Here is a 19,376-nt window from a genome sequence, read left to right as displayed (position 1 = left end):
AGAAAAACCCGGCCCAGGCCGGGTTTTTCTTTGCCTGGAAAAAGACCGCTCGTCAGGCGCTCAGGGAAACCGGTTGCGACACGATGCCGCGGGTCACTTCGCCGATCACCAGGATCGCCGGACTCTTCAAGGCGAAACGTCCGGCGTCCCGCAGTAACTTGCCGAGGTTGCTGCGGCACTCGCGCTGGTTGCCCAGGGTGGCGTTCTCGATCATTGCCAGCGGCGTATCCTCGGCCATGCCTCCAGCCAGCAGCCCGGCCTGGATTTCCGCGAGACGGGCTACGCCCATGTAGACCACCAGCGTGGTGCCGCTACGCGCAAGGGCTTCCCAGGCCAGCGGGCTATCGTCCTGGGTATGCGCGGTCACCAGGGTCACGCCGCGACTGATGCCGCGGTAGGTCAGCGGTATGCCGCAGCCAGTGGCGCCAGCCAGCCCGGCGGTGATGCCGTTGACTATCTCGCTGTCTATCCCGTGCCGGGCCAGCCATTCGGCTTCTTCGCCGGCGCGGCCGAAGAGGCATGGATCGCCGCCTTTCAGGCGTACCACGCTGCGCCCCTGGCGGGCATGCCGCAGCATCAGGCGCTGGATGAAGTCCTGCGGGGTGGAGCGGCAGCCGCCGCGTTTACCGACCCGGACCAGCCGGGCGGACGGACAGTGCTCCAGTATGCTCGGGTTGACCAGATCGTCGACCATCACCACATCCGCGTCCTGCAGGGCGCGAACTGCCTTCAGGGTCAACAGTTCCGGATCGCCGGGACCCGCACCCACCAGCCAGACCTTACCGCTCATCGTCGTTCTCCTCAGGCATTCGCCGCCATGGGCCGGGGGGCCGCCAGCAGTCTCTTGATTTCCGGTACGCAGGAGCCGCAGCCGGTGCCGCAGCCGAACTCGCGCTTCAATCCGTCCAGGTCCAATCCGCGGGCGATGCCGCCGAGCACCGTTTGCTGGCTGACGTTCTGGCAACTGCACAGGGTCTTGCCGCCCGCACCCTGGCTGGGTCGTCCCGGTGCCGCGCCGAGTGGGGCGAGCAGCCAGCGGCGTAGCTCGCTATCGGCCCGGCCGGTAAGCCAGAGCTCTTTCAACCAGTCGCGGGCGAGGGTTTCGCCGGCGAGCCGGACGGCGACGATGCGCCCGTCTTCGAGGCGCACGCGTTTGCCGATCGCCCGTCGCGGATCGTCGTAGGCGAGGATCGGTCCGTCGAGCAGCTCGAGCTGGCGGTCTATGCGTTCCAGCAGGGTGCTGTCCGGCGCTTCGCGATGCGCTGCATCGATCAGCAGGGCCGGGCGCTCGCCTCCGGCAAGGCTGAAACCGGCATAGTCGAAGGCTTCGCACAGCGGGCGCAGGGCTTCGAAACGCGTCTGGATATCGATCTCGACCAGGGCGAACAGGCGCCAGGGCAGTTCGACGGACTCGACCTGTACCCCGGCATGCTTGAGTTCCGGCTGCTTCGACAGGGGATCGAAGGCTGGCACCGTCAGTACGTTGCAGCCCAGCCCCTTGAGGAAGCGGTCGCCCCAGTGCATCGGCAGGAAGGCCTGGCCGGGGCGCACCGAGTCGTCTGCGCCCACCGGCAGGACCAGGTCGCCACGCCGGCTCTTCAGGCGAACCAACTGTCCTTCCTGCAGTTGGCGGCGGCGCAGTTCCTCGGGATGCAGGTGTACCAGGGCTTCCCCCTCGTGGCCGAACAGCCGCGCGCAGGTACCGGTCCTGCTCATCCCGTGCCATTGGTCGCGCAGCCGTCCTGTATTGAGGGTCAGCGGGTAGCGGGCGTCGCGCCTTTCCTGCGGGGCGCGATAGGGATCGGCGATCAACTGGGCGCGCCCCGATGCGGTGGGGAAGTGCCAGTCGCCATAAAGGCGCGCGGTGCCCTGCTCGGCACCAGCGGGGAATGGCCATTGCTGCGGCCCCAGGCGGTCGAGCAGCTCGTAGCTGAGTCCCGCCAGGTCGAGGTCGCGCCCGGCGGTGAGTCGTTTGTACTCGTCGAACAGGCTGGCGCTGTCAGCGAAGTCGAACAGGCTGGGCTGGCCTGGACGCAGGCGGTGCTCCAGGCGGCGGGCGAAGTCGCAGACGATCTGCCAGTCCTGGCGGGCTTCGCCGGGCGGGGCTACGGCCCGGCGGACATGGCTGACGCGGCGCTCCGAGTTGGTCACCGAACCTTCCTTTTCTCCCCAGGAAGCGGCTGGAAGCAGAAGGTCGGCGTAGCGACAGGTTTCCGTGGTGGCGAAGGCTTCCTGGACCACCACGAAGGGGCAGCGCGCGAGCGCCTCATGGATCCTGCGCTGGTCCGGTAGCGACTGCGCGGGGTTGGTGCAGGCGATCCAGAGCGCCTTGATCCGGCCTTCATGAACCGCGTCGAACAGCTCGATGGCGCTGAGACCGGGGGCCGAGGGGAGTGTCTCGACGCCCCAGTGGCGGGCTACCTCCGCGCGATGCGCGGGGTCGGCGGCGTCGCGATGGCCGGGCAACAGGTTGGCCAGGCTGCCGGTCTCGCGGCCGCCCATGGCGTTCGGCTGGCCGGTGAGGGAAAACGGCCCGCATCCGGCACGGCCGATCTTGCCGGTGGCCAGGTGCAGGTTGATCAGCGCGCAGTTCTTCGCGCTGCCCGCGCTCGACTGGTTGAGGCCCATGCACCAGAGCGAGAGGAAGCGCGGCGAGCGGCCGATCCATTCTGCGCAGCGCTGCAGGTCGGCGATGGCGATGCCGCAGAGGTCGGCGACCGCGGCGGGGGGGTAGTCGCGCACCAGGTCTTTCAGGGCGGCGAAACCCTCGGTGTGCTCGGCGATGAACGAACGATCGATCCAGTCCTCCCAGAGCAGGATGTGCAGGAGGCCGTGGAACAGTGCGACGTCGGTGCCGGGGAGCAGCGCCAGGTGCAGGTCGGCCAGTTCGCAGGTATCGGTGCGCCGCGGATCGATGACGACGATGCGCATTTCCGGTCGCGCCGCCTTGGCGGCCTCCAGGCGGCGGAACAGGATCGGATGGGCGAAGGCCATGTTGCTGCCGGCGATCAGCACGCAGTCGGCGCAGTCGAGGTCTTCGTAGCTGCATGGCGGTGCGTCGGCGCCCAGGCTGCGCTTGTAGCCGACCACCGCCGAGGACATGCACAGGCGCGAATTGCTGTCGATGTTGTTGGTGCCGACCAGGGCCCGCGCCAGCTTGTTGAAGGCGTAGTAGTCCTCGGTCAGCAACTGGCCGGATATATAGAAGGCCACGCTGTCCGGCCCGTGTTCGCGAATGGTCTCGGCGAAACGCCCGGCGGCATGATCCAGGGCACTGTCCCAGTCGCTGCGAGCCCGCGCCAGTTGCTTGCCGAGGCGCAACTGGGGATGGAGCGCGCGGGCCTGGAGGTCGCCGGTCAGGTGCAGGGTGGAACCCTTGCTGCACAGCTTGCCGAAGTTGGCCGGATGCCGCGGGTCGCCTCGTACGCCGAGGATGCGTTCGCCGTCGTGTTCGATCAGGACGCCACAACCCACGCCGCAATAGCAGCAGGTCGAAGCGGTGGTGCGCAGCGGGGAGTCTGTCGGCATGCTCGCTCCTGTTATCGTCGAGAGATCAGGCGCACAGCGCCACGCTGTCCAGGCCGAGCAGCACCCGTCCGTTTTCCACCCGCACCGGGTGGCGATGGGCGCAGCCCTGGTCCGGGGCCACGGCTTCGCCGCTCTCCAGTTCGATCTGCCAGTTGTGCAGCGGACAGGCCACTCGCTTGCCGTAGATCAGGCCCTGGGACAGCGGGCCGCCTTTGTGCGGGCAGCGGTCATCGAGGGCGAAGACCTGGTCGTCGGCGGCACGGAAGATGGCGATGTCGCCTTTCGGGCCGGCGACCACGCGCGAGCCCAGCGGGTTGATTTCATCGAGGGCGCAGATATCCAGCCAGTTCATCGGTTTACTCCGGTTGGGAAGGGCCGCCGTGGGACGGCCCGGGCAAGGGCTTCAGACGTTTTCCAGTTGCTTGAGCGGAATCCGTTCGAACTCCTTCTTCAGTAGCGGCTGTTCGATGCGCTGCTTCCATGGGTCCTGCTCGAAGGACAGGGCGAATTGCAGGCGGGCGTTGAGTGCCTTGCGGTTTTCCGCGTCCTCGACCACCGCCTTGCGGATATGCGCCATGCCGACCCGCTGCAGGTAATGCACCGTGCGCTCCAGATAGAAGGCTTCCTCGCGGTAGAGCTGGAGGAAGGCGCCGTTGTATTCGCGCACCTCTTCGGCGGTCTTGAGCTTGACGAAGAACTCCGCGACCTCGGTCTTGATCCCGCCGTTGCCGCCGATGTACATCTCCCAGCCGGAGTCCACGCCGATGATGCCGACATCCTTGATCCCGGCCTCGGCGCAATTGCGCGGGCAACCGGAAACCGCCAGCTTGACCTTGTGCGGCGACCACATGTTGAACAGGTCGTGTTCCAGGTCGATGCCCAGTTGCGTCGAGTTTTGCGTGCCGAAGCGGCAGAACTCGCTGCCGACGCAGGTCTTCACGGTGCGGATGGATTTGCCGTAGGCATGTCCCGAGGGCATGTCGAGGTCTTTCCAGATGGCCGGCAGGTCGTCCTTCTTCACCCCCAGCAGGTCGATGCGCTGGCCGCCGGTGACCTTGACCATCGGCACCTGGTACTTGTCGGCGACGTCGGCGATGCGCCGCAACTCGGCGGCGCTGGTCACACCGCCCCACATCCGCGGGACCACCGAGTAGGTGCCGTCCTTCTGGATATTGGCGTGGGCGCGTTCGTTGATCAGGCGCGACTGCGGGTCGTCCCTGGCCTCTCCCGGCCAGGTCGAGATCAGGTAGTAGTTCAGCGCTGGGCGGCAGGTGGCGCAGCCGTTCGGGGTCTTCCAGTCCATGAAGCGCATGGCGGCGTCGAGACTGGTCAGCCGGTGTTCGCGGATGGCCTTGCGGATCTGCCCGTGGTTGAGCTCGCTGCAACCGCAGATGGCCTTCTCGCTTTTCGGCTTGACGTCGGCGGCGCCGCCGACGGTGCTGATCAGGATCTGCTCGACCAGGCCCGCGCAGGAGCCGCAGGAACTGGCGGCCTTGGTGTGTTTCTTGACTTCGTCGACGCTGAACAGGCCGTGTTCCTGTATCGCCTTGACGATGGCGCCCTTGCAGACGCCGTTGCAACCGCATACTTCGGCCGTGTCGGGCATGCTCGCGGCGCTGTTCTGGCCCTGGTGGCCGACATCGCCGAGGGCATTCTCGCCGAACATCAGGTGGTCGCGGATCTGCGCCACGTTGTGGTTTTCGCGGATCTGCCGGAAGTACCAGCCGCCGTCGGCGGTGTCGCCATAGAGGCAGGCGCCGACCAGCACGTCGTCCTTGATCACCAGCTTCTTGTAGACGCCGCCGATGGGGTCGGAAAGGGTGATGGTCTCGCTGCCTTCGCCGCCGATGAAGTCGCCGGCGGAGAACAGGTCGATGCCGGTCACCTTGAGCTTGGTCGAGGTCACCGAGCCCTGGTAGCGGGCATAGCCGAGATGAGCCAGGTGGTTGGCGCAGACCTTGGCCTGTTCGAACAGCGGCGCCACCAGGCCGTAGGCAATGCCACGGTGGTTGGCGCATTCGCCGACCGCATAGATGCGCGGATCGTAGGTCTGCAGGGTGTCGTTGACCAGGATGCCGCGGTTGCAGGGGATGCCTGCGCTTTCGGCCAGCTCGGTGTTGGGACGGATGCCGGCGGCCATTACCACCAGGTCGGCGGGAATCACGTCGTCGTCGTTGAACTGCACGGCACAGACCCGGCCGCTGCCGTTGTCCATCAGCTCGCGGGTCTGGGTGTTCAGGCGGAAGCGGATGCCGCGGGCTTCCAGCGCGCCTTGCAGGAGCTTGCCGGCGGTGCGGTCGAGCTGGCGCTCCAGCAGCCAGTCGGAGAGGTGCACAACGGTCACGTCCATCCCGCGCTGCTTGAGGCCGTTGGCCGCCTCCAGGCCGAGCAGGCCGCCGCCGATCACCACTGCGTGGCTGTGGCTCCGGGCGCAGTCGATCATGGCCTGGGTGTCGGCGATGTCGCGGTAGCCGATCACGCCCTGCAGGCGATTGCCGGGGATCGGCAGGATGAAGGGCAGCGAGCCGGTGGCCAGCAGCAGGCGATCGTACTCGGCTTCGGTGCCATCGGCGGCGACCACTTTGCGGCGGACCCGGTCGATCTGCACCACCTTGCGGTCGAGGAGCAGCCTGATGCCGTTCTCCGCATACCAGTCGAGGTCGTTGAGGACGATTTCCTCGAAGGTCTGTTCGCCGGCCAGCACCGGGGACAGCAGGATGCGGTTGTAGTTGGGATGGGGCTCGGCGCCGAACACCGTGATGTCGTAGAAGTCCGAGTTGAGCTTGAGCAGTTCTTCCAGGGTGCGGACCCCGGCCATGCCGTTGCCGACCATCACCAGCTTGATCTTCTTCATGCGGAGGAGCTCCTGCATAAGGTTGGCGCAAACAAAAAAGGCGTCCCGCTGTTGCCAGCAGGACGCCTTTGTCCAGGTCCCGTTCGGTCGGGAAGCGCCGCCTCGTCGTTGAGGTCGGCGCTGTGTTGTCGATTGTCGGGAAAGTCCAAGCAGGCGCCGTGCCAACTTGCGATATTGCCCCTCTCCACGATCTTGCGGGAATGACACGCGGGATCCGCGAGGCCTTTCTGCTCTGTGCCGGGGCGTTGCGCACCGGACTGGTGCCGCTCAGCTCTCCAGCCAGGCCAGGAATAGCGCCAGGTTGGCCGCGAGGGACAGCAGGGCGATGGCGCGCCAGGTCTTCAGCGGTTCGCGCTCCAGCAGCGGGCGGGGTGTCGTGGCCGGCAGCGCTTCTCCCTGCTGCAGCAGGAGCAGCCATTCCTCGGCGGTCTCGAAGCGCTGTGCGGGGTCGCAGGCGACGGCGCGCAGCAGCAGGTCGTCGATCCAGGCCGGCAGATCCGGGCGATAGCGGCTGGGCGGGACGGGGCGGCCGAAGCGGGGATGCTGGAAGGCTTCGATCTCGCCATAGGGATAGCGCCCGGTCAGCGCCTGGTAGAGGCAGACGCCGGCGGCGTAGAGGTCCTGGCGCACCGCGGGCGGACTGCCGGCGAAACACTCCGGCGCCAGGTAGCTGGGCGTACCCGGCAGCAGGTGGGGGTCTTCGCGCGACAATCCCGGACACCAGGCCAGGCCGAAATCCAGCAGGCGCAGCTCGCCGTCGCGGCCGAGATGGAGATTCTCCGGCTTGAGGTCGCGGTGCAGCAGGTTGCGTCGGTGCAACTGGCCTAGTCCGCGCAGCAACTGGTTGGCCAGCCCCAGCCACTCCGGCAGCGACAGCGGGCCATGGTTGCGCAAGCGCTCGGCGAGAGTCTCTCCGGGGTGCTCGCGCATCAGGTAATACAGATGCTGGCGCTGCGCCAATCCGTGCAGCTCGGGGAAATGCCGGCCCTGGACGCGGCGCAGGAACCATTCCTCGAGCAGCAGGGCCTGCGGCGCCAGCGAGTCGTTGGCACGCGCTGCGGGCAGGGTCTTCAACAGCCAGGGGTGGCCCTGGCCATCCTCGACGCGATAGAGCAGGGACTGGCGGGACTCGCCGAGCAACTGCCGGACCCGCCAGCCTTCGAAGAGCTGGCCGGGCTTCAGCGGCGGCGGCAGCGGCCATTGGCCCAGTTGCGCGAGGGCGTCGCCGAGACTGCCTGCGGGCACGGCTTCCACTCGTACCAGCAGGGCGCTGGCGTTGTCCTGGCTGCCTGCCAGGTGGGCGGCGCGAACCAGGGCCTCGGCGCTGCGCTGCGGCTCGTCGGCGTTGCGCAGGATGCTGCGGATGCCGCTATCGCCCAGCGTGGCCCAGACACCGTCGCTGACCAGTAGCCACTGGCTGCCGGGCTCCAGCTCACCTTCCAGGTAGTCGACCACCAGGTGCTGGTCCAGGCCCAGGGCGCGGGTCAGCACGTGCTGCATGTGCGGTTGCTCCCAGACGTGGTCGCTGGTCTGCCGGAGCAACTCGCCGTCGCGCCACAGGTAGGCCCGGCAATCACCGACGTGCGCCAGTGTGTAGCGCGTGCCGCGCAATACCAGGGCTGTGAGGGTGGTGAGCAGCGGCTGGCCGCCGCCGTTGGCCTGCAGCCAGCGATTCTGCGCCAGCAGCAGGCGGTCCAGGGAATGGACGATGGCCCAGGTCTCCGGAGTGGCGTAGTAGTCCAGGGCCAGTGCCTGCAGGCTGCTGCGCGCCGCCAGGCCGCCATCGGCGCACTGGCTGACGCCGTCGGCGATAGCCAACAGGTGGCCCTTGCTGGCGGCCAGGGCCGGAGCCGGGGTGACCACCCGCAGTGCGTCCTGGTTTTCCGCGCGGGGCCCGCAGGCGCTGGCCTCGCCGATGCTCAGGCGCAGGCCCATGCTCAGACCCGCGCGACGGTGACCGCCGCCGAGCCCCAGGTGGTGCGCCAGCGCCGCTTGACCCCATGGAGGCCGAACCAGGCCAGCACGCCAAGGCTGGCGAACAGCCACAGGCCGAGCTGGTAGTCGCCGGTGCCTTGCTTGATCGCGCCGAGGCCGGCGGTCAGGCAGAAGCCGCCGATGCCGCCGGCCATGCCGATCAGCCCGGTCATCACGCCGATCTCCTTGTGGAAGCGCTGCGGTACCAGCTGGAATACCGCGCCATTGCCGGCGCCGAGGCTGAGCATGGCGACCACGAAGAGACCGAGCGCGGCCATCGCGCTGGGCAGGTGGAAGCCGACCGCGGCGATGCAGATGGCGGCCAGGGTGTAGACCATCAGCAGGCTGCGGATGCCGCCGATGCGATCGGCCATGGCGCCGCCGAGCGGGCGCATCAGGCTGCCGGCGAAGACGCAGGCGGCGGTGTAGTAGCCGGCGGTCACCGGGTTCAGGCCGTACTGGTCGTGGAAGTAGCCGGGCAGGGTGCTGGCCAGGCCGAGGAAGCCGCCGAAGGTGACGCTGTAGAAGAACATGAACCACCAGCTGTCGCGGTCGCCGAGGGCCTTCAGGTAGTCGCCCATGGCCTTGGGCGCCGGCCGCTGCGGGGCGTTGCGCGCGACCATGGCGAACACCAGCAGGGTCAGGACGAGAGGCAGCAGGGCGAAGCCGAACACGTTGTTCCAGCCGAACGCGGCGGCCAGGCCGGGGGCGAAGAGGGCGGCGAGCACGGTGCCGGAGTTGCCCGCGCCGGCGATGCCCATGGCCTTGCCCTGGTGCTGCGGCGGATACCATTGCGAAGCGAGCGGCAGGGCCACGGCGAAGGACGCCCCGGCGAAGCCGAGGAACAGCCCCAGCAGCAGCGCCTGTGGATAGCTGTTCACGCCCAGCAGCCAGGCGGCCGCCAGGGCGGCGATGACGATGACCTGGGCGAGAATGCCGGTGCTCTTCGGCGACCAGCGATCGGCCAGCATGCCGAGCAGGAAGCGCAGCACGGCGCCGGCGAGGATCGGCGTGGCGACCATCATCGCGCGCTGCTGGGTGCTCAGTTGCAGGTCGCCGGCGATCTGCACGCCCAGTGGGCCGAGCACGTACCAGACCATGAAGCTCAGGTCGAAATAGAGAAACGCCGCGAACAGGGTCGGCGCATGGCCGGCCTTCCAGAAGCTGTTGTTCATCGAACACCTCGTATCCAGCGGATTCGGGGGCGGAATGGCCGCCCGGCGGAAGTTGCGTCGCTACAAGGTGAGCGTCCGACAGCGGAACACCCACCCGCCCCGGCACTGGGGCGAAACGACGAAGACGCCACGGGCCTCTCCCGGAGGAGTGGCCGCGCGACGTCTTTGTCGGGGAGGGGTAACCGCCGTTGGCTACCGTCAGGCTGGACTTAGCAAGCTCTTTGCCAAGTCGTCGAGAGCGCGCCGTAGAGCGGTCGCGGGGAAACCTGGGTGGCTGGGTGTGCACGCCCCGGTGGCAAGCGCCGGGAGCCTGCACAGGGCTGGGGCGGCGCATCCGTGCGCCGCGGTGGATCAGCGATGGGCGGTGTTCAGGTGGTAGATGGTCACGCGGCTGCCTTCGCCGCTGTCGCCGGCGTTGTCGTTCACGTAGGCACCGGCCTTGAAGTAGAGCAGCTGGTTGTCCCAGGCGCTGCCCAGGGTCTGGTAGTAGGCGTCCTCTTCGCCGTCCTGGCTGCGCGCGCGTACCGCCAGCTCGCCGCTTGAGGTGACCCGCAGGCTGTAGTTGAAACGCTCGTCCAGGCTCACCTGTTCGAGGATCGGCACGTTGCGACTGTAGGAATCGTCCGGGTGGTTGCGCACCAGCGCCTCCACGCGGCCGAGACCTTCCTCCGGCTTGTAGTAGTACTGCAGTTTCACCAGGGGCTCGCCGTCGTCGGTCTGCGGCGACTTGCTGTGGATCTGGCCGATGATCACCTTGTTCTTCGACGGGACCTTCTCGACGCTCATGGTCACCCGCAGTTCGTTGTCGGCCTGCCAGTAGTACCAGTTGTCGAGGCTGCCGTCGGCCTGGGTCTCGCGCAGCTCGGTGCGCGGGTAGGTGCTGTCCTCGGTGTGCGAACCGTCGATCGGTACCCAGAACACCAGGCCGCCATCGCTGCCTTGCTGGAAATACTGGCTCTGGTAGCCGTTGTTGAGCTGCTGGGTGGTGATCACCTGTGGGGTGGGCTCGGTGGGGATGGTGAGGTTCCAGGTGCTGAGATCGATCATGCTGAGCATCTCCTGACCGCTGAGTAGGCGGTGCGGTTCGGGCGGACGCCTGCGGCTCCTAGCCCTGGGCGTCCACTGCGGGCCTCCCTGGTCATGCTAGTCGAGGGTGGCGAGGGGGTGACTCCCAGAACGGATAGGTCCGCGCCGGGCGCCCGAGCATAGCCGCGCCGCCCCGCGCCGGGGGCCAGCAGGGTGGCTGGCGATATGATCGCCAGCTGCCCATCGGGCTTCAGCCGCCGAGCATGTCGTGCATGGCGATGATCTGTTCGGCGACCTGGATCAGTTTCTGCTGCCGGCTCATGGCCTGGCGCCGCATCAGCGTGTAGGCCTCTTCCTCGCCGCAGTGCTTCATCTTCATCAGCAGGCCCTTGGCCAGCTCGATGCGCTTGCGTTCCGCCAGCTGTGCCTCGCGCGCCTGGAGCTGGGCGCGCAGGGCCTGGTCGCTCTCGAAGCGCGCCATGGCCACGTCGAGGATCGGTTGCAGGCGGCTGGCCTGGATGCCTTCGACGATGTAGGCGCTGACCCCGGACTGGATCGCGCGGCGCATCACGCCCGGGTCGTGTTCGTCGGTGAACATCACGATCGGTCGCGGCTGGTCGCGACTTAGCAGGCAGACCTGTTCCATCACGTCGCGGCCCGGGGACTCGGTGTCGATCAGGATCACGTCCGGACGCAATGTTTCGACGCGGGCCGGAAGGTCGACGGTCAGCCCCGATTCGTCGACCACCTCGAAACCGCTCTCGAGCAGGGCGGTCCTGAGGCGTCCGACCTTCTTCGGGGTATCGTTGATCAGCAGGATACGCAGCATGGCGGGCGCACCAGGGTCAGAGGACGATGCCCTGGCCGGCGTCGGCCAGGGCATGGATCGGGAAGCTGCGGGCGTAGCCGGCGGGGTCGCTGCCGTCCCAGGTGCGGCCGTCCATCAGCGTCGAACTGCGCATGTCGCCGCCCTCCATGTTCAGGCCGAGGGCGCTGGCGGCGTCGCGATACAGCGCGGTCTGCTGCACCGCGCGAGCGATGGCCAGGTAGTCCGGGTCCTCGCGCAGCAGGCCCCAGCGGCGGAACTGGGTCATGAACCACAGGCCGTCGGAGAGCCAGGGCCGGTTGACCGCGCCCTCGCCGAAGAAACGCAGCGGATGGGGATCCTGCCAGGCGTTGCCGAGGCCATCCTGGTAGCGGCCGAGGAAGCGCGGCTGGATCGCGCCGAGCGGCGCGTCTACATAGTCGCGGCCACTGATCAGCTGCGCGGTGCCCAGGCGGTTCTCGGCGTTCCGTTCGATGAAGCGGCTGGCGTCGAGGACCGCCATCACCAGCGCGCGGGCAGTGTTCGGATGGGTGTCGACGAAGGCGCGGGTGGCGCCGAGGACCTTTTCCGGGTGGTCCGGCCAGATCGCCTGGCTGGTGGCGATGGTGAAGCCCTGGCCCTGCTCCACGGCCAGGGCGCCCCAGGGGCCGCCGGCGCAGAAACCGTCGATGCGCCCGGCCTGGAGGTGGCTGACCATCTGCGCCGGCGGAACCACCACGCTGTGCACGTCGTGCAGCGGATCCAGGCCGATGCTCGCCAGCCAATAGTTCAGCCACAGGGCGTGGGTGCCGGTGGGAAAGGTCTGCGCCAGGGTCAGGCATGCACCATTCTGGCGCCGATGGCGGAGCAGTGCCTCGGGACTGGTCACGCCCGCGCGCTTCAGCGATTCGGAAAGATTGATCGCCTGGCCGTTCTGGCACAAACCCATGAGTACCGCCATATCGCGCGGCGGGCTGCCGCCGAGACCCAGCTGCACGCCGTAGACCAGGCCGTAGAGGCACTGGGCGGCGTCCAGTTCGCCATTCAGCAGCTTGTCGCGCAGGGTGGCCCAGGACGGCTGGCGCCTGAGGTTGAGGGTCAGGCCGTAGGGTTGGGCGAAGCCCTGGGTGGCGGCGACGATCAGCGAGGCCGAGTCGGTCAGCGCCATGAAGCCGATGTCCAGGGCGCTCTTTTCCGGTGCGTCGGAGCCGCCGACCCAGGCCTGGTTGCGTATCGCTCTGTCTGTCATCGTCACCTCGTATACGGCGGGGCGGTACGCTCGCCCCTTGTCCGGCGTGCAGGCGCCATCGCTGGCGCGCACCATCGCCGGGGCAGCAGCAAGCGCTATGCCAGGAGGCGGCGGACCTTCGCGCGGGCAAGAAAAAGCCCCGCACGGGGCGGGGCTTCTTCGACGCGTCGCTGGGATCAGGCCTGGACGACCGGGATCTTGGCGTTCGCGGCCGCTTCGCGGAACTCGGCGATCTGGTCGAAGCTCAGGTAGCGGTAGACGTCGGCAGCCATGCTGTCGATGTCCTTCGCGTAGGCCATGTACTCCTCGACGGTCGGCAGCTTGCCGAGGATCGAGGAGACCGCCGCCAGCTCGGCCGAGGCCAGGAACACATCGGTGGCGTCGCCCAGACGGTTCGGGAAGTTGCGGGTCGAGGTGGAGACCACGGTGGAGCCGGTCTGGACGCGAGCCTGGTTGCCCATGCACAGCGAGCAGCCCGGCATTTCCATGCGCGCGCCAGCCTTGCCGTAGATGCCGTAGTAGCCTTCCTCGGTCAGCTGGTGGGCGTCCATCTTGGTCGGCGGGGCCAGCCACAGACGGGTCGGGATACCGCCCTTGACCTTGTCAAGCAGCTTGCCGGCGGCGCGGAAGTGACCGATGTTGGTCATGCAGGAGCCGATGAACACCTCGTCGATCTTGCGGCCCTGTACGCTCGACAGCAGGCGCGCGTCGTCCGGGTCGTTCGGCGCGCAGAGCACGGGCTCCTTGACGTCGGCCAGGTCGATCTCGATCACCGCGGCGTACTCGGCATCCTTGTCGGCTTCCAGTAGCTCCGGCTTGGCCAGCCAGGCTTCCATCGCCTGGGCGCGACGCTCCAGGGTGCGCGGGTCGCCGTAGCCTTCGCCGATCATCCAGCGCAGCAGGGTGATGTTGGACTTCAGGTACTCGGCGATCGCCTGTTCCGGCAGCTTGATGGTGCAGCCGGCGGCGGAACGCTCGGCCGAGGCGTCGGACAGCTCGAAGGCCTGCTCCACGGTCAGGTCGTTGAGGCCTTCGATCTCGAGGATGCGGCCGGAGAAGATGTTCTTCTTGCCTTTCTTCTCGACGGTCAGCAGGCCCTGCTGGATCGCGTAGTAGGGGATCGCATGGACCAGGTCACGCAGGGTGATGCCCGGTTGCAGCTTGCCCTTGAAGCGCACCAGCACCGACTCCGGCATGTCCAGCGGCATCACCCCGGTGGCGGCGGCGAAGGCCACCAGGCCGGAGCCGGCCGGGAAGGAGATGCCGATCGGGAAGCGGGTGTGCGAGTCGCCGCCGGTGCCGACGGTATCGGGCAGCAGCATGCGGTTCAGCCAGCTGTGGATGATGCCGTCGCCCGGACGCAGGGACACGCCGCCGCGGGTCATGATGAAGTCGGGCAGGGTGTGGTGGGTCTTGACGTCGATCGGCTTCGGATAGGCCGCGGTGTGGCAGAAGGACTGCATCACCAGGTCGGCGGAGAAGCCGAGGCAGGCGAGGTCTTTCAGCTCGTCGCGGGTCATCGGGCCGGTGGTGTCCTGGGAGCCGACGGTGGTCATCTTCGGTTCGCAGTAGGTGCCCGGACGCACGCCCTGACCTTCCGGCAGGCCGCAGGCGCGACCGACCATCTTCTGCGCCAGGGTGAAGCCCTTGCCGCTGTCGGCCGGGGCTTCCGGCTTGCGGAACAGGTCGGAGGCGCCCAGGCCCAGCTCGGCGCGGGCCTTCTCGGTCAGGCCACGGCCGACGATCAGCGGAATACGGCCGCCGGCGCGGACTTCGTCGAGCAGGACCGGGGTCTTCAGCTCGAAGGTGGTGACCACTTCGCCGCTGTCGTGGCGAACGACCTTGCCTTCATAGGGGTACACGTCGATGACGTCGCCCATGGCCAGGTTGGTGCAGTCGAACTCGATCGGCAGGGCGCCGGCATCTTCCATGGTGTTGTAGAAGATCGGCGCGATCTTGGTGCCGAAGCAGAAGCCGCCGGCACGCTTGTTCGGCACGAACGGAATGTCGTCGCCGAAGAACCACAGCACCGAGTTGGTGGCGGACTTGCGCGAGGAGCCGGTGCCGACCACGTCGCCGACGTAGGCGACCGGGAAGCCCTTGGCCTTGACCGCTTCGATCTGCTTCAGCGGACCGACCGAGCCCGGCTGGACCGGCTCGATGCCGTCGCGGGCCATCTTCAGCATGGCCAGGGCGTGCAGCGGGATGTCCGGGCGCGACCAGGCGTCGGGGGCGGGGGAGAGGTCGTCGGTGTTGGTTTCGCCGGGGACCTTGAACACGGTGAGGGTCAGCTTTTCCGGGACTTCCGGCTTGGCCTTGAACCACTCGCCATCGGCCCAGGACTGCAGCACGGACTTGGCCGCGGCATTGCCCTTCTTGGCGCGTTCGGCGACGTCGTGGAAGGCGTCGAACATCAGCAGGGTGTGCTTCAGCTGATCGGCGGCGATGCTGGCCAGTTCGGCATCGTCCAGCACCTCGACCAGGGTGGCGATGTTGTAGCCGCCCTGCATGGTGCCCAGCAGCTCGACGGCACGTTGCTTGTCGATAAGGGGGGAGGTGGCTTCGCCTTTGACGATGGCGGAAAGGAAACCGGCCTTGACGTAGGCGGCTTCGTCGACGCCCGGCGGTACACGGTTGGTGATCAGGTCAAGGAGGAATTCTTCTTCGCCGGCCGGCGGGTTCTTCAGCAGCTCGACCAGGCCTGCGGTCTGTTCGGCGTTCAGCGGTTGGGGCACGACACCCTGGGCGGCACGCTCTTCTACGTGTTTGCGGTAGGCTTCAAGCACAGTATTTCCCTCATCAGTGGTCCCGGGGGACACGTATCCAGGAACCGACGCAGATCCGCTCGTCAGGCCCAGGTGGACGGTAATCCACCAACCTACGAGGGCATCGGCAGGTTCCAGACAGAAGCTGTTTTCAAAGTTTTACGCCGGCGGGCTGGGGTGTGGGGCTGGCGAGACGCTTGAGGGTGGCGCCGTCGCCAGCGTACCTGCCGGAAACTGTGCTCGTGACGCTTTGAAAACAGCTTCTAACGGACATTGGCGCCTAAAAAGGCGGAGCAATATTACTGGAAACTCCGCACAAAGTTAAGTCGGAAACCCCAGGCGCCATGGGGTGATCTTGATTAGACAAAGGGCTAAGATGCCGCTTTGTCTTCGTTGTCCCGGTCATGTCTTCGCAAAGAATCAAAACCCCCTGCGTAGGGCTTTGCTCCACGGTATACGGCGACCTGGTATGTCGTGGTTGCAAGCGTTTCCACCACGAGGTGGTCAACTGGAACCTCTACGACGCCGAAGAGAAGCGCGCGGTCTGGAGTCGCCTGGAGCAGTTGCTGGCCCAGGTGATGGCCGCCAAGCTGGAAGTCTTCGACGCCGCGCGCCTGCGCCTGCAACTGGAGCAGCGGCAGATCCGCTTCGTCCCCGAGCAGTCGCCCTATTGCTGGGCCTACCAGCTGATCGCCCGCGGTTCGCGGCTGATCAACCAGATCGAAGCCTACGGCGTGGCACTGCTGCCGGAGTTCCGCGACTGGAACCTGCCGGACCTGCGCGATGCCATCGATCGGGAATTCTTCCTTCTGTCGGAGGCGCATTACCAGCGCTACATCGCGCCCTCGTTCCTGCAGGCCAGCGGGCGCTGACGCCGGCCCGTGAAGGAAAAAGCCGCCCGAGGGCGGCTTTTTTCACTCCGATGTCCCGTCAGTCCTGGCTGGCCAGTTCCTCCAGGTGGCTGATGGTGTCGTCCGGCTTGAGCACCAGGACGTCGCTCTCCAGGGTGTCCAGCACCACCTCCGCGGTATTGCCGATCAGTGCGCCGGACAACCCGGTGCGCGCCACGGTGCCGATCACCGTGACCACCGCGTCGAGCTTCTGCGCGGTGCGCGGGATCAGCACGTCGGCCGGGCCTTCCTCGATGTGCAGTTGTTCGTCGCTGAAGCCGTATTCGGCCTGAAAGGTGCGGCAGGCCTCGCGGTAGCGGGCCTCGATGGTCTCGCTGAGCTGGAAGGTCGGGTCGGCGGAGGAGAGCATCGGCGAGGGATGGGCGCTGATCACGTGCAGCGTGGCCTTGGCCAGGCCGGCGATGTCGTAGGCATGGCTGATGATTCCGGCGTGCAGGGCGCGGTGCTCGCCATCGTTGTTGCCGACATCGACCGCGGCGAGGATCTTGCCGCCGGTCCAGGGACGGGCGGTCTTGGTCATCAGTACCGGGCAGGGGGCGAAGCGCAGCAGCTTCCAGTCGTCCGGGGTGAGGATGGCCTTTTTCAGCGGGTTGTCGGGAAAGTGCTGCTTGATGATCAGCCCGCAGCCTTCGGCCTGCTGCTCGGCGATGATGGTCTGGTGCAGGGAGTCCTTCCAGGCCTGGTTGGTCGAGACGCTGTAGCCTTCCTCGCGCAGCTCCTGGGCCAGGTCGTTGAGGGCGGCGCTGTGGTCGCGGCGCTTCTCGCAGACCAGCAGGTGCAGGTGCGACTGGGTCACGCCGGCGATCAGTTGCGCCCGTTTCAGGGCGAGACCTTCCAGTTGGTCCGGTTCAATCACCACGAGGATGCTGCGAATGGCTTGCATGATCGTCTCCCTGAGTGCTTGTGGTTATCGCTGAAACAACTCTAGACGCAATCCCGCCGCTGCTCTTGATGCATATCAAGCGGGTCGGCCTGCCCGACCGTCGCAGCTTCCGTATAATGCTCCGCCTTTCCTGCCCCGGCCAGCGTCGTGGCAGGCCCTTTCCAGAATGAGTGACCTGCGCCATGTTGCCCGAGATCGACCAATTCCTCGCCTGTTCCACTCCCGCCGCCTGGGTCCAGGCGGCCCTGCAGCGCCAGGACGTCATGCTGCTGGACCACAAGGCCTGCGAGATGAAGGCCGCGGCGACGGCGATGCAACTGATCGGCAAGTACTCCGGCCGCCTGGACCTGGTGAACAGGATGAGCCGCCTGGCGCGCGAGGAGCTGCGCCACTTCGAGCAGGTGCTGGCGATCCTGAAGAAGCGCGGGATCCCGGTGGTCAATGTCAGCGCCTCCCGCTACGCCTCGGCGCTGCGCGACCTGGTGCGCAAGCAGGAGCCGCAGCGGCTGACCGATACGCTGGTGGTCGGCGCCTTCATCGAGGCGCGTTCCTGCGAGCGTTTCGCCGCCCTGGTGCCGCACCTGGACGCGGAGCTGGCGAAGTTCTACGGCGGTTTGCTGAAGTCCGAGTCGCGGCATTTCCAGGACTATCTGAAGCTGGCCTACCAGTATGGCGACGAGGCCGACGTGGAGCGGACGATCGAGGTGGTGCGGGCCAAGGAGGCCGAGCTGATCAGCGGCCCGGACAACGAGTTCCGCTTCCACAGCGGCCTCCCGGTGGACCTGGTGGCCTGAGCCGGAAACAGGAAAGCGCCCCGCGGGGCGCTTTTTTTGCTGCCTGGATCAGTCCTTGACCTTGAGGTCGAGGGCCAGGTCGCGGGCGGCCTTGGTCGCCAGAACGCCCATCAACTGACCGATCTCGTCCTGGCGGCTCGCCGCGCCGTTGGCGCCGGCACCCATCATCACGCTGGGGACGGGGGCCTGGGCGGCGGCTTCGGCCCAGACCTTGTTGATCGCGATCAGCGCGTCGAGCTTCGGCTGCAACGCGCCGTCCGCCTTGATCACCGCTTCGCGGGCGTAGGCCTCGGCGTCGGCGGTGATCTTGGTGGCCTGGGCGGTCACCGTGGCCTTGTCGCGCAGCAGTTCGGCGGTCTGTTTCTCGATCTCGGCGCGCTGCTTCTCGCGCTCGGCGTTGATCACCGCCAGTTGCTTGTCGGTTTCCGCCTGGGTGGTGCGTTCGATCTGGTCGCGCAGGGTTTCCTGGCGCTTGGCCTCGACTTCCTTCTCGCCGCGGGCGGTGACCAGCAGCTTTTCCTCTTCTTCCTTCAGGCGGTTCTGCCGCGCCACCGCCAGCTCGGCGAGCGCCTGCTGGACCTTTACCATGCGCTGCTTGTACTGCGGGTTGGGGTCGACATTGGTGATCCGCGCCTCCACCACTTCGACGCCGAACTTGCGGAACTGCTGCTGCTTGCGTACCGGGATGCCCTTGGCATCGGTGACCTTCTCGGTGACGAACTGGCTGGCGTTGTTGTCGCCGAACGCGCCCTGCTCGGTGCCGGCCTGGAGGATCGCGGTCTGGTGCGGGACGGCGCCGCGCGGACCGCGGACTTCCTTGCGCTTGATCAGGTACAGGCCGTCGTTGAGCTGGTTCTCGAACTCGGCGGCGAATTCGCTGCGGGCACCGGCATAGTAGTCGTCGGCGCTCATCAGCGAGGCGGTGGCCTGGAGGGTTTCCTTGATCGCCGGCACCAGCGCGGTGCGGATGAAGTTGTCCGGGTTGCGGTATTCCTGGGCCATCTTCAGGAACGGCTCGCCGCCGGGCAGGCGGAAGCGCGCGGAGGACTCGACCTTGGCATCGACGTTGCCGAGGAAGACGATCGGGAAGGCCTCGATGGTGGCGCCGAGGCCGTCGTTGTCCGGATTGGTGTCGTTGTCGTCCGTGATCAGCACGGACTGCACGCTGATGGCCTTCTTCCAGGTGGTGGCGCGGCCGAACCACTTGGTCGCGTAGCCGACGTCGTCGACGATCTTCTCGTCGCCGAAGATGGTCCGTACGTGGGTCATGAAGCCGGCTTCGTTGTAGAAGAACACGCCGTTGAACAGGCCGAAGCCGAGGGCCAGAACGCCGATGGGAGCGGCGACGAACTTGATCAGGTTTCCCTTCGAGATGAGCACGATCATTCCTTGATGCGGGGGTGGGGTGCGCG

The 19,376-nt window shown here is 67.1% G+C and carries 14 protein-coding genes; 2 read left to right on the top strand and 12 right to left on the bottom strand.

Going from position 1 to position 19,376, the window contains the following annotated elements; all coding sequences use genetic code 11:
* Positions 1-52: 52 nt before the first annotated feature.
* From cobA to acnB, 10 genes are all read right to left on the bottom strand, one after another.
* Positions 53-790: a uroporphyrinogen-III C-methyltransferase gene (gene cobA / locus B7D75_RS16135; RefSeq protein ID WP_107114219.1), complete on the bottom strand. Its 738-nt coding sequence runs from the start codon at positions 788-790 to the stop codon at positions 53-55.
* A gap of 11 nt (positions 791-801) precedes the next feature.
* Positions 802-3,528 carry a nitrate reductase gene (locus tag B7D75_RS16130; RefSeq protein ID WP_058129348.1) on the bottom strand — a complete coding sequence of 909 codons (2,727 nt, stop codon included), beginning with the start codon at positions 3,526-3,528 and terminating at the stop codon, positions 802-804.
* Between the two features lie 25 nt (positions 3,529-3,553).
* On the bottom strand, positions 3,554-3,880 hold the full coding sequence (gene nirD / locus B7D75_RS16125) for a nitrite reductase small subunit NirD (protein WP_003098054.1): 327 nt from the start codon (positions 3,878-3,880) through the stop codon (positions 3,554-3,556).
* A 51-nt stretch (positions 3,881-3,931) separates the two neighbouring features.
* Positions 3,932-6,382 (bottom strand): nitrite reductase large subunit NirB, encoded by a 2,451-nt coding sequence (nirB, locus tag B7D75_RS16120; protein WP_058129349.1) that lies wholly within the window; start codon positions 6,380-6,382, stop codon positions 3,932-3,934.
* A gap of 267 nt (positions 6,383-6,649) precedes the next feature.
* Complete coding sequence (locus B7D75_RS16115) at positions 6,650-8,245, bottom strand: bifunctional protein-serine/threonine kinase/phosphatase (protein ID WP_234420766.1); 1,596 nt, start codon at positions 8,243-8,245, stop codon at positions 6,650-6,652.
* Between the two features lie 74 nt (positions 8,246-8,319).
* Positions 8,320-9,531, bottom strand: coding sequence for an MFS transporter (locus B7D75_RS16110; RefSeq protein WP_058136030.1), 1,212 nt, complete (start codon positions 9,529-9,531; stop codon positions 8,320-8,322).
* Positions 9,532-9,882: 351 nt separating this feature from the next.
* Positions 9,883-10,578 carry a polysaccharide lyase family 7 protein gene (locus B7D75_RS16105; protein WP_012076186.1) on the bottom strand — a complete coding sequence of 232 codons (696 nt, stop codon included), beginning with the start codon at positions 10,576-10,578 and terminating at the stop codon, positions 9,883-9,885.
* A 229-nt stretch (positions 10,579-10,807) separates the two neighbouring features.
* A complete protein-coding gene (locus B7D75_RS16100; protein ID WP_003152926.1) occupies positions 10,808-11,386 on the bottom strand; it encodes an ANTAR domain-containing response regulator in 579 nt (192 codons plus the stop codon).
* A gap of 16 nt (positions 11,387-11,402) precedes the next feature.
* Positions 11,403-12,611, bottom strand: coding sequence for a CmpA/NrtA family ABC transporter substrate-binding protein (locus tag B7D75_RS16095; RefSeq protein WP_034078891.1), 1,209 nt, complete (start codon positions 12,609-12,611; stop codon positions 11,403-11,405).
* A gap of 176 nt (positions 12,612-12,787) precedes the next feature.
* Positions 12,788-15,397 carry a bifunctional aconitate hydratase 2/2-methylisocitrate dehydratase gene (gene acnB, locus B7D75_RS16090; RefSeq protein WP_012076184.1) on the bottom strand — a complete coding sequence of 870 codons (2,610 nt, stop codon included), beginning with the start codon at positions 15,395-15,397 and terminating at the stop codon, positions 12,788-12,790.
* 383 nt (positions 15,398-15,780) lie between these two features.
* Here acnB and B7D75_RS16080 point away from each other — a divergent pair, with 383 nt between their 5' ends.
* Positions 15,781-16,248, top strand: a complete 468-nt coding sequence (locus B7D75_RS16080; protein WP_012076182.1) for a DUF1289 domain-containing protein — start codon at positions 15,781-15,783, stop codon at positions 16,246-16,248.
* Positions 16,249-16,306: 58 nt separating this feature from the next.
* Here the strand turns inward: B7D75_RS16080 and B7D75_RS16075 are convergent, their stop codons facing one another.
* Complete coding sequence (locus tag B7D75_RS16075) at positions 16,307-17,170, bottom strand: universal stress protein (RefSeq protein WP_003152928.1); 864 nt, start codon at positions 17,168-17,170, stop codon at positions 16,307-16,309.
* Between the two features lie 170 nt (positions 17,171-17,340).
* Here B7D75_RS16075 and B7D75_RS16070 point away from each other — a divergent pair, with 170 nt between their 5' ends.
* Positions 17,341-17,964 (top strand): tRNA isopentenyl-2-thiomethyl-A-37 hydroxylase MiaE, encoded by a 624-nt coding sequence (locus tag B7D75_RS16070; RefSeq protein ID WP_074197320.1) that lies wholly within the window; start codon positions 17,341-17,343, stop codon positions 17,962-17,964.
* A gap of 48 nt (positions 17,965-18,012) precedes the next feature.
* On the opposite strand, the gene B7D75_RS16065 is transcribed toward B7D75_RS16070, so the two are convergent.
* Positions 18,013-19,344 (bottom strand): SPFH domain-containing protein, encoded by a 1,332-nt coding sequence (locus B7D75_RS16065; protein WP_074197322.1) that lies wholly within the window; start codon positions 19,342-19,344, stop codon positions 18,013-18,015.
* Positions 19,345-19,376: the final 32 nt, after the last annotated feature.

It is taken from the genome of Pseudomonas paraeruginosa (assembly GCF_003025345.2).
Taxonomy (GTDB): Bacteria; Pseudomonadota; Gammaproteobacteria; order Pseudomonadales; family Pseudomonadaceae; genus Pseudomonas; species Pseudomonas paraeruginosa.
The sequence above is the reverse complement of the archived record's forward strand: the minus strand, read 5'-3'. Positions and strand labels throughout refer to the sequence as shown.